The sequence below is a fragment of the Streptomyces bikiniensis genome, assembly GCF_000716625.1.
Lineage (GTDB): Bacteria > Actinomycetota > Actinomycetes > Streptomycetales > Streptomycetaceae > Streptomyces > Streptomyces bikiniensis.
Map to the genome: position 1 here is coordinate 32,948 of NZ_JNXJ01000052.1, position 13,974 is coordinate 46,921.

The window sequence follows — 13,974 nt, forward strand, 5'->3', positions numbered from 1 at the left end:
TGCCCGTGCGCACCCCGGACGCTCCGCAGGTACGGAGCGGATCGCTCCGTTCCTCCCGCTCACCGGCCCGTCCGTCCGGGCGCCCGCAGCGACCCCGAGGGGCGTCGACCGCCCCTGTTACCCTAAGGGCCCCTCCGCCTCCTGTTAGGTTCTTATGTCGACATGAATATCCTGAACCTTTCGGCAGTGCCCTCTCAGCGGCGCGCACCGGAAGGGGGTGGCACGGCACCCGGAAGGAATGTGCCGAAACCGGCGGAGCGGTATTCGAGGAAGCCCGCCCTCCTCCTTTCCGGGATTTTCTTCCTGGTTTATCTGGCCCTATCCGCACGGCGTCACGCGATACACCTCACGACCGGATACGACCTGGGGATCTTCACTCAGATAGCGAAGTCCTACTCGGAGTTCACTGCTCCGTACGCACCCCTCAAGGGGACCGGATACAACGCGCTCGGGGACCATTTCCACCCGATCCTCGCCGTTCTCGGACCCCTGTACAAGGTCTTTCCTTCGAGCTATACGCTCCTGGTCTGCCAGGCGGCCCTGGTCGCGGTCTCCGTCGTTCCGATCACGCTGTGGGCCCTCGAAACCAGGGGCCCGAAATTCGCCTATTGGATCGGAATCTCCTACGGGGCCTCGTGGGGCATCGCGGAACTCGTCCAGTTCGACTTCCACGAAGTGGCCTTCGCGGTGCCGCTGCTCGCGTTCTCCGTGTGCGCCGCGGGACGCGAGAGGTGGCGCGCGGCCGTCCTCTGGGCGGTCCCCCTGGTCCTGGTCAAGGAGGACCTCGGACTCACGGTGGCGGCGATCGGCGCGTACGTGGCGTGGAAGGGGCCCCGGCGCACGGGGACCGCGCTGGCCCTCTTCGGCGCGGTGGCGACGCTCCTCGCGATGTTCGTCGTCCTGCCGTCCGTCAACCCGCTCGGCGAGTTCGCCTACTGGCCGCCCGCGGAACCCGAGGAGAAGAGCCTTCTCGTGAAGGCCGCGGCCACGTTCTGGCCACCGGTCAAATGGCTCACGGTCCTCATGCTCCTCGCCCCCACCGGATTCCTGGCGGTCCGCTCCCCGCTGCTGATCGTCATGCTCCCCACCCTCGGCTGGCGCTTCACCTCCGATTTCCCCAACTACTGGGGAATGGACTTCCACTACAGCGCGGTCCTGATGCCGGTCGCCTTCGCCGCCGCCGTCCACGCGGTCGCCTCGGGGCGGATGATCACCCGTAGGCTCCTGCACGCCGGAGCGATCGGGGCGGTGGCCACGTGCGTCACCTTCTTCTCCGCCCCGTTCCACGAACTCGTACTGCCGAGGACGTGGGTCGCGTCCGAGCACGTCCGCGTGACCGAGGAAATCCTCGGGAAGATCCCCGACGGCGCCACGGTGGCCGCGTCCAATCGCCTGGCCGCCCAGCTCGCGTACCGGACCACCGTCAGCGAAGTGTGTCTCTTCCCCCGTTCCTTCGCGCCGAAGGAACCGCCCCGGTGGATGGTCTACGACAACGCCGATCCGTCCGACCTGGAATGCGCCACCGGAAAGTCCCTGGAATCGTCCGCCCCGCACGTCCCCGGCTACCGGATCGTCGAGCGCCGGAACGGGATCACCCTCCTGGAGCGGGCCGGAGGCCCCGCGGGACGGCCCTGAGGACCGGGGCACCGGGCCGGCCGCCCGACCGGTTCCGGCGGGAGGTGCGTACACCCCGCGCCTCCGGAGAGGAAGAGCGGGAAGATGAGGGAAAGATCCTCCCCGAGCACTAGGGAGTTTCTTTTGCCTACGCATTACCCTTGACGCAGGGCCGCGCCGTGCGGTCCGCCATGGAGGAGTGAGATGAGGAGCAGCAACCCGGTCTTCTCGCGACGGGGGTTCAGCCGCGACAACGGCTACGCGGGCTTCAACGCGCAGCAGCCGCAGGCCGGGGGCCCCGCCGTCGGAACCAACCCGTACGCCACCGGCAACCCGTACGCCGGTGACGCGACGAACCCGTACGCGACCAACCCGTACGCCCCGCAGGACACGCAGCTCGGCGCCCCGCAGCAGGCCCGCGGCAACGTGATGACGATCGACGACGTCGTGAGCCGCACGGCCATGACGCTCGGCACAGTCGTGCTCACCGCCGTCCTGTCCTGGCTGCTGCTGCCGGTCGACCCGGCCAACCTGGGCAAGTCCTACGGCATCGCCATCGGCGCCGCCCTGGTCGCCCTGGTCCTGTCGCTCGTGCAGTCCTTCAAGCGCAAGCCGTCGCCCGCGCTGATCCTGTCCTACGCCGCCTTCGAGGGCGTCTTCCTCGGAGTGATCTCGGCCGCCGTCTCGACGTACATCGCCGACGGCGTCGTCATCCAGGCGGTCCTGGGCACCATGGCGGTCTTCGCCGGCGTGCTCATCGCCTACAAGATGGGCTGGATCCGGGTCAACCGGCGCTTCTACGGCTTCGTGATGGCCGCCGCGATGGGCTTCATGCTCCTCATGGTGACCAACCTGCTGTTCGCCGTCTTCGCCGGCGGTGACGGCCTCGGCTTCCGCAGCGGCGGCCTCGGCATCCTGTTCGGCGTCATCGGCATCATCCTGGGCGCCTGCTTCCTCGCCCTCGACTTCAAGCAGGTCGAGGACGGCGTGACCTACGGCGCGCCGCGCGAGGAGGCCTGGCTGGCCGCCTTCGGCCTCACCATGACCCTGGTGTGGATCTACCTGGAGATGCTGCGTCTGCTGTCGATCCTCCAGGGCGACGACTGACGCACGACCCCCTGACTCGGGGGGAAGGGCCCGTCCGGCACCGCGCCGGGCGGGCCCTTCCGCGTTCCCCGGCCCGTTGGCGGGCGGCCCGGGGCGGCGCGTAGGGTCGCGGGGTGCTTGATACGAGTGACCTGACCGCCGCCGTGGAGCGGTTCGCCGACCGGCTGCGGGCCGCCCCGCAGAGCCGCCTCCAGCGGGGCGCGGCGGCCGAGGGACTGGCCCTCGCCCGGGAGCTCGCGGTGCGCGCGCAGCGCGTCGAGGAGCCCGGCCGTGAGCCGAGGACCATGCCGGACGCCGGGATCTTCACGGTGGCCGACCAGCTGGTGGTGGCCGGGAGCGACCTGGCCGAGGCACTGCGAACGGCCCCGGCCGGCTCCCGCGAGGGGGAGCTGGACGAGGCCGTGGGGCTCGTACGGGAGGCGGCGGAGCGCTCGGGGCTGTAGGGCCTGTCCCGAGCCACCGCACCGGACGCCGCGGCCCACCCGACCCCGATCCGCCGGACAGGCCCTGGGGCCCGTCCCCGGGCCTACAGGGAGGCGATCACGCGGTCCGCGAGGATGTAGACGTTCTCCTCGTCCGTGTCGCCGTACGAGAAGGTCAGGGCGAAGGCGCCGGGACCGGGGTGCGGCCCGCGCGCAGGGCCTCCGCGAGGCGCTCCGCGGTCTCGCGGTGCCCCGGGGTCATACAGAGCGTGGTGCCGTCCGCGAAGACGTACACGTCCAGGGTGCCCAGCGGGCCCGGACGGACGTCGGTCAGGGCCGTGCGCGTGTCGGCCAGCTCCTCCAGGCGCGCCACCGTCCGCTCGTGGTCGGTGACGACCGGGGTCTGCACCGGCACGAAGTCCGGGTGCGAGGGGTGCCGGCGCCGGGCCGCGGCCAGCTCCGGGGAGTCCTCGGGGAACTCCTCCAGCGGCTCCGCCGCGCCGTCGAGCGCCGCCGCCTCGGCCTCCATGGCCTCCAGGGCCATCGCCTCCAGGCCCACGAAGTCGCTCTGGCGCGGCACGAAGAAGGCGTTGTCCTCGGCGGGGCCGCCGAGACCGCCCAGCAGGGACGGGGCGTCGGCGGCGTCCCGGGCCTCCTGCGCGGCCCAGAAGGCCCGTGCCTCGGCCAGCTCGCGCTCGCGCTCCTCGGCCAGGGCCTCCGCGACCGCGGCCCGTATCTCGGCGGCGGGCGTGGCGCGGGCCGCGGGGACCGTGGCGCCGTGCCCGGCGGCGAGCTCGCGCCGCAGGGCGCTGACCTGCTTGCGGAGACCGTGGACGGCGTGCAGGGCGGCAGCGCCCACGGCCGTGGCGGCGGCCGTGGTCAGCAGCAGGGCAAGAGGCATGGCGCTCACTGACGTACTCCCGATTCCGAGTCGATCCCCCGACTTCCTACCTCAGCTTGTCGTGAGGCGGGGGCCGCTGTCAGTGCATTACGTCACGAATTGGACAGGTATTTCTGCCCGGCGTTTGGTCCCGAAACCGCGCTGACCTGGGAAAACGAACTCCCCCGGGACGTAGGTCACATCCTGGGGGAGATTCGGTCACGGCTGGGACGCGACGTGGTTAGCCGTCGCTCGCGAGGAGATCGGGGCTCGGCTCGGGCGCTCGCTCTTCCGGGCGCGCCGGACTTCGCCTCCGCTGCGGCTCAGCTCAGCCGCTCGATCACCATCGCCATGCCCTGGCCGCCGCCGACGCACATGGTCTCCAGGCCGAACTGCTTGTCGTGGAACTGGAGGCTGTTGATCAGGGTGCCGGTGATGCGGGCGCCGGTCATGCCGAAGGGGTGGCCGACGGCGATGGCGCCGCCGTTGACGTTCACCTTGTCCAGGTCCAGGCCCAGCTCCTGGTAGGAGGGGATGACCTGGGCGGCGAAGGCCTCGTTGATCTCGGCCAGGTCGATGTCGTCGATGGTGAGGCCGGCGCGCTTGAGGGCCTGCTTCGACGCCTCGACCGGGCCGAGGCCCATGATCTCGGGGGAGAGGCCGGAGACGCCGGTGGAGACGATCCGGGCCAGCGGGGTCAGGCCCAGCTCGCGGGCCTTGGTGTCGGACATGATCACCAGGGCGGCGGCGCCGTCGTTGAGCGGGCAGCAGTTGCCGGCGGTGACCAGGCCGTCGGGGCGGAAGACCGGCTTGAGGCCCTGCACGCCCTCCAGGGTGACGCCCGCGCGCGGGCCGTCGTCCGCGGAGACGACCGTGCCGTCCGGCAGCGTCACCGGGGTGATCTCGCGCTCCCAGAAGCCGTTCTTGATGGCCTGCTCGGCGAGGTTCTGCGACCGCACGCCGAACTCGTCCATCTCCTGGCGGCCGATGCCCTTCCAGCGGGCCAGGTTCTCGGCGGTCTGGCCCATGGCGATGTACGCGTCGGGGACGAGGCCGTCCTCGCGCGGGTCGTGCCAGGTGGAGCCCTCGGAGGCGGCGACCTCGGCGGTGCGGGCCTCGGCCTCGGCGAAGAACGGGTTGTGCGTGTCGGGCAGGGAGTCCGAGTTGCCCTTGGCGAAGCGGGAGACCATCTCGACGCCGGCCGAGACGAAGACGTCGCCCTCGCCCGCCTTGATCGCGTGCAGCGCCATCCGGGAGGTCTGGAGCGAGGAGGAACAGTAGCGGGTGATCGTGCAGCCCGGCAGGTGGTCCATGCCCATCTGCACGGCCACGATCCGGCCCAGGTTGTTGCCCTGCTCGCCGCCGGGCAGACCGCAGCCCAGCATCAGGTCGTCGATGTCGCGCGGGTCCAGCTCGGGCACCTTCGCCAGGGCGGCCTGGACGATGGTCGCGGTGAGGTCGTCCGGGCGCAGGTCCTTCAGGGAGCCCTTGAAGGCCCGGCCGATGGGGGAACGGGCGGTCGAGACGATCACGGCTTCGGGCATCACGGCTCCATGAGGGTGCGGAGTGGGCGGACTGAAAGGGAAGTTACCCGTACGTACTGCACGGGGTCACCGGGCCGGGCGTGTGATGCGGACCTCTTTTCTAAGCGGGCGCTCAGTAAAGGGGCTCTCCTCGGGAACGGCGTCCGCCGGGACTTTGTTCCCGGGGCCCGGAGGCCGGGCAACCGGGCGGCCGGGCTCCTGGGCGGCCGGGCTCCTGGGCTTCCGGGCCCCGGGACCCCGGGCTCCCGGCGGACGATCAGTTGGCGGAAGCCTCCGGCGAAGGGGCGGGTTCCCCTGCGGTCTCCGCAGCCCCCGCGGCCTCCGCCACCCCCGCGGCCTCCGCCGCCCCCGCCGCCCCCGCGGTCTCCGCCGCTTCGGGCGCGACCGGCAGCCGCCGCCTGCGACGGTGCTTGAGCAGGGCCCACGGCGCCCGGGCGCCCGTGACCTCGGTGCCCGCCTCCCGCGCCGCCTCGGCCGCGGCCTTCGCCACCGGCAGCATGTTCTCCCGGCGCGCCGGCTCCAGCCGGTCGGCTTCCGGCCACGCGCCGAGCACCGCGCAGACCGTCGGCAGGACGGCCATCGCCGCCGTCGCGTACCCCTCGGCCGACGGGTGGAAGCTGTCCACCCCGAACATCTCGCGCGGGTTCGCCGCGAACTCCGGGCCGAGCAGGTCGCCGAGCGACACCGTCCGCCCGCCCTGCTCCACCACCACGATCGTCTGCGCCGCCGCCAGCTGCCGCGACGCCCGCCGGGCCAGCCAGCGCAGCGGCTGGTAGACCGGCTCGATCGTGCCCAGATCCGGGCAGGTGCCGACGACCACCTCCGAGCCCGCCGTCCGCAGCCGCCGCACCGCCGCCGCCAGGAGCCGTACCGACTCCGTCGCCGGCATCCGGTGCGTCACGTCGTTCGCCCCGATCATGATCACGCACACGTCCGGCGGCCCCAGGGGCTGCGAGAGCAGCAGCGACACCTGCCGCTCCAGGTCGTCCGAGCGCGCCCCCGACAGGGCCACGTTCCGCAGCAGCACCGGCCGCTCCGCCACCGCCGCGAGCCCCGAGGCGAGCAGCGCGCCCGGGGTCTGGCCGGTGCGGCGCACCCCCTGGCCCGCCGCCGTGGAATCACCCAGAAGGGCCAGCCGCAGCGGGTCCTCCGTCCCGAACGCCCGGCCGTACAGCCCGTCCGCCGCGGGCGGCAGCGGGGCCGCCCCGCCCCCCACGGTCCGCTTCGCGATGTGCGCCTCGGCGAGCAGGACCCCCACCGCCGCGACCCCGAGGAGTCCGATGCCCCCACCGCCGTACGCCGCACCCGCCGCGATCCGCCGCGCCACCCTCGCCCTCGACATGGGGCCGTCACCTCCTTCAAGCCGTTCAGGGTGTAACTGCCCCGTAACCCGCTCCGAGTACGCATACGCTGGCCACACCATTACGGAGACCCCGGAGATTACGGTGCAATTCCACGACTCGATGATCAGCCTCGTCGGCAACACCCCGCTGGTGAAGCTCAACCACGTCACAGAGGGCATCCAGGCGACCGTCCTGGCCAAGGTCGAGTACTTCAACCCCGGCGGCTCGGTCAAGGACCGGATCGCCCTGCGGATGATCGAGGCGGCCGAGCGCAGCGGCGAGCTGAAGCCCGGTGGCACCATCGTCGAGCCCACGTCGGGCAACACCGGCGTCGGCCTGGCGATCGTGGCCCAGCAGAAGGGCTACAAGTGCATCTTCGTCTGCCCCGACAAGGTGTCGCTCGACAAGATCAACGTGCTGCGCGCGTACGGCGCCGAGGTCGTCGTCTGCCCCACGGCCGTCGACCCGGAGCACCCGGACTCGTACTACAACGTCTCGGACCGGCTCGTCCGCGAGACGCCGAACGCGTGGAAGCCCGACCAGTACTCCAACCCGAACAACCCGCGCTCGCACTACGAGACCACCGGTCCCGAGCTGTGGGAGCAGACGGACGGGAAGATCACCCACTTCGTCGCGGGCGTCGGCACCGGCGGCACCATCTCCGGCACCGGCAACTACCTCAAGGAGGCCAGCGGCGGCGCCGTCAAGGTCATCGGCGCCGACCCGGAGGGCTCCGTCTACTCGGGCGGCTCGGGCCGTCCGTACCTGGTCGAGGGCGTCGGCGAGGACTTCTGGCCCAGCGCGTACGACCGGAAGGTCGCCGACGGGATCGTGGCCGTGTCCGACAAGGACTCCTTCCAGATGACCCGCCGCCTCGCCAAGGAGGAGGGCCTCCTCGTCGGCGGCTCCTGCGGCATGGCCGTGGTCGCGGCCCTGGAGGTCGCCCGCGAGCTCGGCCCCGACGACGTCGTGGTCGTGCTGCTGCCGGACTCCGGCCGCGGCTACATGTCCAAGATCTTCAGCGACGAGTGGATGGCCGACTACGGCTTCCTGGAGGACACCTCCTCCGCCACCGTCGCGGACGTCCTGCGCCACAAGGAGGGCGGCCTGCCCTCCCTCGTCCACATGCACCCGGACGAGACCGTCGGCCAGGCCATCGAGGTGCTGCGCGAGTACGGCGTCTCCCAGATGCCCATCGTGAAGCCGGGCGCCGGCCACCCCGACGTCATGGCCGCCGAGGTCGTCGGCTCGGTCGTCGAGCGCGAGCTGCTGGACGCGCTCTTCACCAAGAAGGCGTCCCTGGAGGACCCGCTGGAGCGCCACATGAGCGCGCCGCTGCCGCAGGTCGGCTCCGGCGAGCCCGTGGCCGACCTGATGGCCGTCCTGGGCGAGTCCGCCGACGCGGCGATCGTCCTGGTCGAGGGCAAGCCGACCGGCGTCGTCAGCCGCCAGGACCTGCTGGCCTTCCTGGCGGGCGGCACCGCGAAGTAGGCCCGGACGCGGGCGGGCGGCGGCGCCGGGCGGGTCCGGGCGCGGGCCGCGCGGAGGTGTTCGCGCAACTGGTACGAGCACGTCACGTCCGTGCAGCACCCGCTTAACACGGGTCCGGCAGATTGTTCCTCGTCGGCGTCACGGACTTCCGGAGCGGCTCCCGGGCCTCCAGAGACGCCGCGGACGCGGACCGGCCCTGACCCGGGTCCGTGTCCCTCGCGGGGACCGCCGTCGTCCCGCCCCCCGGCAACGGGGGTGCGGCGGTCCCCGCGCCAAGCTCCGCGGAAGGGCCCCTCCCGGTGGTGAGGGGCCCTTTCCCGTGTCCCTTCCGTGCCCCCTTCCCGTGCCCCCTTCCGCCCCCGCCCGTGCCGGATCGTGCATATCCTTATGCAGAGCGATGTGCGAGTGAATAGGTGAAAGGGGAGGGCGACGTGAGCGACAGCCCGGCCGGTCGGCTCCAGGCCCTCTTCGAGGGGCACCGGCTGACGCCGACCCAGCGGCGGATCGCGCACTGCATGGTGCGGCGCGCCGCGGACGTGCCGTTCCTGTCCAGCGTGGAGCTGGCCGAGCTCGCCGGGGTCAGCCAGCCCTCCGTCACCCGCTTCGCCGTCGCCCTCGGCTTCGACGGCTACCCGGCGCTCCGCCGCCACCTGCGCGAGGTCGCGCCTCCCGAGGCCGAAGCCGGTTCCGGCGGGGGCGAGGAGCACAACGAGTACCAGCAGGCCGTGCTCGCCGAGATCGAGAACCTCCGGCACCTCGCCGGGCTGCTCGCGGACCCCGGGCCCGTCGAGCGGGCCGGCCGGCTGCTCGCCCGCTCCCGCCCGCTGCCCGTGCTCGGGCTGCGGGCCGCCTCCTCGCAGGCGCGCGGCTTCGCCTACTTCGCCGCCAAGGTGCACCCGGACGTGCGGCTCCTCGACGAGGGCGGCTCGATGCTCACGGACCGCGTCGACGCGGCCGTACGGGCCGGGGCCACGGCTCTGCTCTGCTTCGCGCTGCCCCGGCACCCGCGCGAGGTCGTCGAGGCCCTGGAGTACGCGCGGGCGGCCGGACTCGCGGTCGTGACCGTCGCCGACTCGGCGTTCGCGCCCGTCGCCGCCCACAGCGACCTGCTGATCCCGGCCGCCGTCGGCACCGGGCTCGCCTTCGACACCGCCTGCGCCCCCATGATGCTCGGCCGGGTCCTCCTGGAGGCCATGGCCGACGAACTCCCCAACGCGCAGGCGCGCCTGGAGGAGTTCGACGCGAAGGCGGCGGCGCGGGGCCTGTTCGTGGAGTAGCCGGCCGGACTCCTTCCGGCCGTCAGACCTCCAGCTCGTTCTCGATCTTCTTGAGCTGGTGGCGGGCCATCGCCAGGTTCGCCCGGTCCTTGTGCAGGGCCAGGTAGAGGAAGAGGCCGTTGGTGTTGCGCCCCTTGAGCAGCCGGATCAGGTGGTAGTGGGTGCCGAGGGTGATGAGGATGTCCTCGATCTCGTCGTTCAGGCCCAGCATCTCCATCGCCCGGACCTTGGCCCGGACGACGTCGGTGTTGCCGGCCGCGGCCACGTTCAGGTCCAGCTCCTTGCCGCCGCCGATCGTGCCGAGCGCCATGCCGCTGGTGTAGTCGACGAGCGCAGCGCCGATCGCGCCGTCGATGGAGGCCGCTTCCTTGAGGGAGGTCTCGGTGTTCGCCATGGTGTCGTACTTCTTCCTTCTGGGGTTACGGACTTCAGGGGTTGCGGGCTTCGGGGACTGCGGGCTTCCGGGGTGCGGGTTTCAGGGGGCGCGGGCTCCCCGGCTACGCGCTCCCGGGCCGGCGGACCTCCCGGACCGGGGGGCCCGCGGCGGGCGGCGGCTTCCCCGGGAGCGGGGGCCTGCCCGGGTACGGGGGCGGGAGCTGCCCCAGCCGGTTCGGCTCCCTGCGCTCAAGCGCGCCGTCGACCAGCTCGCCTATCCTGGCGCTGGACCTGCGGGCCTCCAGGTGGAGCCGCCCCACGTTGATCCGGGGCTCCGCGAGCAGCGTCAGGACGGCCGAGCCGCCCGCCGCGTACGTCGCCACGTAGCCGCTCTCGCCGCGTACGAGCAGTTCGCGGAAGCGGCCCTGGCCGGTGGAGTCGGTCAGGCGCTGGCCGACGCCGAGCGCCGCCGCGGTCAGCGCGGCCACGCTCTCGGCCTCGCCGTCCACGGTGTCGTGGGCCAGGACGAGTCCGTCGGCGCTGGCCGCCAGGGCTCCGGTGAGCTGGGGCAGCCGCGCCCGCAGCCGTCTCAGCTCGCCGAGGACCTCGGCTTCTGCCGTCATGAGCTGTCTCCTCTCGGCGCGCATGCGCAGGGCACGCCTCATCACAGGTGTGCCTCCAGGGCGTCACGGAGCCGGCGCAGCAGGGCGATGTCGGGATCGGGCACCGGCGGGACGGGTAAGAGGGCCGGTGGCACGGGGTCGGGTTCGGGTTCGGGCGTGAGCGGGGTCTCGACGAGACCGGCGGCGGCGAGCCTCCGTACGTCGAGGAGGGTGTGGAAGGCGGGGCGGCCGAGCAGCCGGGCCAGCTCGGCCGGGGTGCGCTCGCCGTCGGCCGCCGCGAGCAGCGCGCGCTGCCGGGCCCCCACGGTCTGGCCGGGGGCGGCGGGGCGGGGGACGACCGGGGCGGTGTCCACGGCGGGGTACGGCCAGACGGCGTCGAGGAGTTCGCGGCGGCGCACCGTCTCGCGCTCGACTGCCTCGGCCGAGACCGGCCGCACCGTCCCGAACCAGTGCCCCACCCCGTACCGGAAGCGGGTCGGGCCGCTGGTGGGGGAGAGGGCGAAGAAGGCCGCGTCGAAGACGGCGCCGAGGTGGCAGATCTCCAGCTCCCCGTCCTGGAGCCGGCCGCTGTCGACCAGGAAGCGGCCCACCGCGCGGTGGGCGCCGGCCCGGTCGACGGCCTCGTCCCAGTTCTCCCGGGGCAGCCGGCCGCCGGTGGTGAGGAGGACGTCGACGCCGGGGGCGGCCGGGCTCTCGGCGTGCACGACCCGGCCGTCCACGAGGTAGAGCGTGCCGTGGTCGCGCAGCAGGGCCCCGGTGGCCTTCTCGGCGGCGAGCCGGACCAGCATCGGGGAGACGGGGGTGGCGACCGCGCTCATCCGAGGACCAGCTTCTCGGCTATGTCGCGGAGCCTCATGCGGGCGAGGGCGAGGTTGCCGGTGTCGCGGTCGAGCCAGAGGTGGAGGAAGACGCTGCTGTCGAAGGAGGTCTCGACGAAGCGGAGGACGTGGTAGCCGGCGCGGGTGGTGACGATCAGGTCCTCGACGGGGGGTCCGCCGGCCTTCTCGGGTCTTCCGTCGTCCCCGCCCCCTCCGGAGTCGTCGTCCGTCGCCAGGAAGGTGTCGAATTCGGCCGCCGAGCGGGCCAGTTCGGCGGTCTCGGCGGCCGTGGTCTCGTGGTCCCCGACGGGTGACTCGCCCGCCGTTCCCAGTGCGAGCCCGCTGGTCCAGTCGACCAGGGAGGCGCCCCGAGCACCCGGTAGGGTCATGGCCTCCGTCAGGCACTCGTCGATTCCGGGCACGCGGATTCCCCTCCCGATGCGGCGTGCGAACGTGCGGCAGTGACGGTGACGCTACTGAACGTTCCGCTCCGCGGGAGGTGTTCTGGCATTTTCCATCGGAACATGCCCGGGTCTGACGGAAATTGATCCCTCCTACGTGGCGGACACGTGCCACGGGGCCGCGTCAGGTCCGGTACTCCACGGCGTGCGCGATGTCCGACAGGTCCTTCGCGAGCGCCTTGGCGACCGCCTTCGCCCCGAGGCGGGCGAACGCCCGGCCCAGGAGGCCGGGGGCGCGCCCGTGCGCGGGCCGGGCGGAGAAGGACATCCGCAGGACGGTGGACCCGGTCCCGTCGGGCGCGAGGGTGAGCTCGGAGACGTAGTGCATGCCGTGGGAGTCGGCGACCGTGACGTACCGGTCGGGCGGCTCGCATGCGGTCACGGTCATCTCCTCCGTCGCCTCCCGGCCCAGCATCCGCCGGGTCTCGCGCCAGCGCGTGCCCACGTCGAAGCCGCCCGGGGTGAGCACCTCCACCTTCCGGACGCCGGTCAGGACGCGGGGCAGGTCCGGCAGGTCGGTGATCGCCTCCCAGACCGGCCCGGGGGAGGCGGCGACCCGCCGTTCGACGACGACGCAGGTGGTGTCCGCACTCGTTCCGCTCATGTCCTCATGGAAGCCGGGGCGAGGGGGCGGCGCTACCGGACGACCGGTCACCTTCCGCCCGTCCCCGGGGCCGCACCGGCCCGCCCGGGGGCCGTACCAGCGCGTCCGCCAGGTCCCCGCCCGCCTCGGCGACGATCTCCTCGGGCGTCTGGGCCCTCCGTACGGCCGTGAACGCCACCGTCCCGTCCTCCGCCGCGTCGAAGCCGTGGATCGCCGGCCGGGGCAGGCTGTTGTACGCGTAGTGGTGGGCGAAGTAGTACGCGCCGGTGTCCGGCACCGCCACCACGTCCCCCGGCCGCAGCAGCGGCAGCTCGCGGGCCGTGGCGATCAGGTCCCCGGCGAAGCAGGCGGGCCCCGCCACGTCCTGGACGGCGGTCTCCCCGGTGCGGGGCCGCCCCTCGGAGTCGTACGCGAGGACGCGCAGCGGCCAGGAGCCGGGGGCGTAGACCGTACGGGTGGCGAGCTGCACGCCCGCGTGGGTGACGGCGATCGGGCGGCCCCCGGAGGTCTTGGTGTACTCCACCCGGGCGAGGACCGTCCCGTGTTTGGCCAGAAGTGAGCGCCCGAACTCGGTGACGAGGCGGTAGCGGCCGTCGAAGAGCCCGGGGACGGCGTCGGCGAGCAGCCGGGCGTACTCCGCGTACGTCGGCGTCTCCTCGTCGGAGGCGAAGTTCACCGGCAGGCCGCCGCCGATGTCCAGGGTGTCGACCTGTCGGCGGCCGGCGGCCCGGTTGATCTCCTCGGCGAGCGCGTACGCCTCCCCGACGCCCTGCGCCATCAGGGCGAGCGGCACGCCCTGGGAGCCGGTGTGGGTGTGCAGCCGGGTCAGCCACGGGCGGTCCAGGTAGGCCTGGACGACGGTCTTGCGGGCGCCCTCGTCGCGGAGCGCCACGCCGAACTTGGAGGTGGCGGTCGCGGTGGAGAGCGCGTCGATGGAACCTGCTCCGACCTGCGGGTTCACCCGGAGGCCGAGGGGCGAGGCGGTGGGCGCGGCGGCCACGAGGGCGTCGAGCCGGTCCAGCTCCTGGAGGTTGTCGGCGTTGACCGCGACCCCGAGCGCGAGGGCCCGGCGCAGCTCGTCCGGGGTCTTGGCGGGGGAGTCGAGCACGGTGTGCTCCGGCGGGACCCCGGCGGCGCGGGCGAGGGCCAGCTCGCCGGGGCTCGCCACCTCGGCCCCGATCCCGGCCTCGTGGAGCAGGCGCAGGACGGGGACGAGCGGGGCGGCCTTCACGGCGAAGGCGTGCAGCACGGGCGCGTCGGTGACGGCGGCGAAGGCGCCGGTCAGGGCGGCGGCGGAGGCGCGGATGCCGGCGGTGTCGAGGAGGGCGACGACCGGTTCGGCGGGGGAGAGGAGTCCTTGGTCGACGGAGGCGCGGACGGCGAGATCGCGACGGGAGGAGGCCATGGGACCCATG

13 protein-coding genes and 1 pseudogene are annotated in these 13,974 nt (G+C 73.0%); 5 read left to right on the plus strand and 9 right to left on the minus strand.

The genetic code is table 11. The features are described 5' to 3' along the window. Positions 1–240: 240 nt before the first annotated feature. The 3 genes from OO47_RS29285 (at position 241) to OO47_RS29295 (ending at position 3,164) form a co-directional block, all read left to right on the plus strand. On the plus strand, positions 241–1,635 hold the full coding sequence (locus OO47_RS29285) for a DUF2079 domain-containing protein (RefSeq protein WP_033210695.1): 1,395 nt from the start codon (positions 241–243) through the stop codon (positions 1,633–1,635). A 183-nt stretch (positions 1,636–1,818) separates the two neighbouring features. Then, a complete protein-coding gene (locus tag OO47_RS29290; RefSeq protein ID WP_030215948.1) occupies positions 1,819–2,721 on the plus strand; it encodes a Bax inhibitor-1/YccA family protein in 903 nt (300 codons plus the stop codon). Positions 2,722–2,834: 113 nt separating this feature from the next. Then, on the plus strand, positions 2,835–3,164 hold the full coding sequence (locus OO47_RS29295; RefSeq protein ID WP_033210697.1) for a hypothetical protein: 330 nt from the start codon (positions 2,835–2,837) through the stop codon (positions 3,162–3,164). An 83-nt stretch (positions 3,165–3,247) separates the two neighbouring features. On the opposite strand, the pseudogene OO47_RS33665 reads toward OO47_RS29295, so the two are convergent. The 3 genes and pseudogenes from OO47_RS33665 to OO47_RS29310 all read right to left on the minus strand — a co-directional run bounded on the left by OO47_RS33665 (position 3,248) and on the right by OO47_RS29310 (position 6,909). Beyond that, positions 3,248–4,044 (minus strand): annotated as a pseudogene (locus OO47_RS33665) (hypothetical protein). A 302-nt stretch (positions 4,045–4,346) separates the two neighbouring features. Next, the gene (locus OO47_RS29305; RefSeq protein WP_030215936.1) at positions 4,347–5,567 is read right to left on the minus strand and encodes an acetyl-CoA C-acetyltransferase; all 1,221 of its coding nucleotides are present in this window, start codon (positions 5,565–5,567) and stop codon (positions 4,347–4,349) included. A gap of 256 nt (positions 5,568–5,823) precedes the next feature. Further along, positions 5,824–6,909: an SGNH/GDSL hydrolase family protein gene (locus tag OO47_RS29310; protein WP_234323335.1), complete on the minus strand. Its 1,086-nt coding sequence runs from the start codon at positions 6,907–6,909 to the stop codon at positions 5,824–5,826. 103 nt (positions 6,910–7,012) lie between these two features. Here OO47_RS29310 and OO47_RS29315 point away from each other — a divergent pair, with 103 nt between their 5' ends. Next, positions 7,013–8,401, plus strand: a complete 1,389-nt coding sequence (locus OO47_RS29315; protein WP_030215923.1) for a cystathionine beta-synthase — start codon at positions 7,013–7,015, stop codon at positions 8,399–8,401. Positions 8,402–8,832: 431 nt separating this feature from the next. Then, complete coding sequence (locus tag OO47_RS29320) at positions 8,833–9,678, plus strand: MurR/RpiR family transcriptional regulator (RefSeq protein ID WP_030215921.1); 846 nt, start codon at positions 8,833–8,835, stop codon at positions 9,676–9,678. 22 nt (positions 9,679–9,700) lie between these two features. On the opposite strand, the gene OO47_RS29325 is transcribed toward OO47_RS29320, so the two are convergent. From OO47_RS29325 to OO47_RS29350, 6 genes are all read right to left on the minus strand, one after another. Beyond that, a complete protein-coding gene (locus tag OO47_RS29325) occupies positions 9,701–10,072 on the minus strand; it encodes a hypothetical protein (protein ID WP_030215919.1) in 372 nt (123 codons plus the stop codon). 103 nt (positions 10,073–10,175) lie between these two features. Further along, a complete protein-coding gene (locus tag OO47_RS29330; protein ID WP_051716127.1) occupies positions 10,176–10,676 on the minus strand; it encodes a roadblock/LC7 domain-containing protein in 501 nt (166 codons plus the stop codon). A 41-nt stretch (positions 10,677–10,717) separates the two neighbouring features. Then, positions 10,718–11,494, minus strand: coding sequence for a hypothetical protein (locus OO47_RS29335; protein ID WP_030215913.1), 777 nt, complete (start codon positions 11,492–11,494; stop codon positions 10,718–10,720). Continuing rightward, entirely contained in the window at positions 11,491–11,916 is a 426-nt protein-coding gene (locus tag OO47_RS29340; protein WP_030215910.1) for a hypothetical protein, read from the minus strand. Before OO47_RS29340 ends, OO47_RS29335 begins: the two co-directional genes overlap by 4 nt. A 163-nt stretch (positions 11,917–12,079) precedes the next feature. After that, positions 12,080–12,559 carry an SRPBCC family protein gene (locus OO47_RS29345; RefSeq protein ID WP_030215907.1) on the minus strand — a complete coding sequence of 160 codons (480 nt, stop codon included), beginning with the start codon at positions 12,557–12,559 and terminating at the stop codon, positions 12,080–12,082. A 4-nt stretch (positions 12,560–12,563) separates the two neighbouring features. Next, positions 12,564–13,973 (minus strand): type III PLP-dependent enzyme domain-containing protein, encoded by a 1,410-nt coding sequence (locus OO47_RS29350; protein WP_078490028.1) that lies wholly within the window; start codon positions 13,971–13,973, stop codon positions 12,564–12,566. Between the last annotated feature and the right edge of the window lies 1 nt (position 13,974).

Excerpts from the sequence above, each read along its gene's own strand:
- OO47_RS29290 (WP_030215948.1), top strand. The coding sequence starts at position 1,819 with ATGAGGAGCAGCAACCCGGTCTTCTCGCGACGGGGGTTCAGCCGCGAC.
- OO47_RS29305 (WP_030215936.1), bottom strand. The coding sequence starts at position 5,567 with ATGCCCGAAGCCGTGATCGTCTCGACCGCCCGTTCCCCCATCGGCCGG.
- OO47_RS29310 (WP_234323335.1), bottom strand. The coding sequence starts at position 6,909 with ATGTCGAGGGCGAGGGTGGCGCGGCGGATCGCGGCGGGTGCGGCGTAC.
- OO47_RS29325 (WP_030215919.1), bottom strand. The coding sequence starts at position 10,072 with ATGGCGAACACCGAGACCTCCCTCAAGGAAGCGGCCTCCATCGACGGC.
- OO47_RS29330 (WP_051716127.1), bottom strand. The coding sequence starts at position 10,676 with ATGACGGCAGAAGCCGAGGTCCTCGGCGAGCTGAGACGGCTGCGGGCG.
- OO47_RS29335 (WP_030215913.1), bottom strand. The coding sequence starts at position 11,494 with ATGAGCGCGGTCGCCACCCCCGTCTCCCCGATGCTGGTCCGGCTCGCC.
- OO47_RS29345 (WP_030215907.1), bottom strand. The coding sequence starts at position 12,559 with ATGAGCGGAACGAGTGCGGACACCACCTGCGTCGTCGTCGAACGGCGG.
- OO47_RS29350 (WP_078490028.1), bottom strand. The coding sequence starts at position 13,973 with ATGGGTCCCATGGCCTCCTCCCGTCGCGATCTCGCCGTCCGCGCCTCC.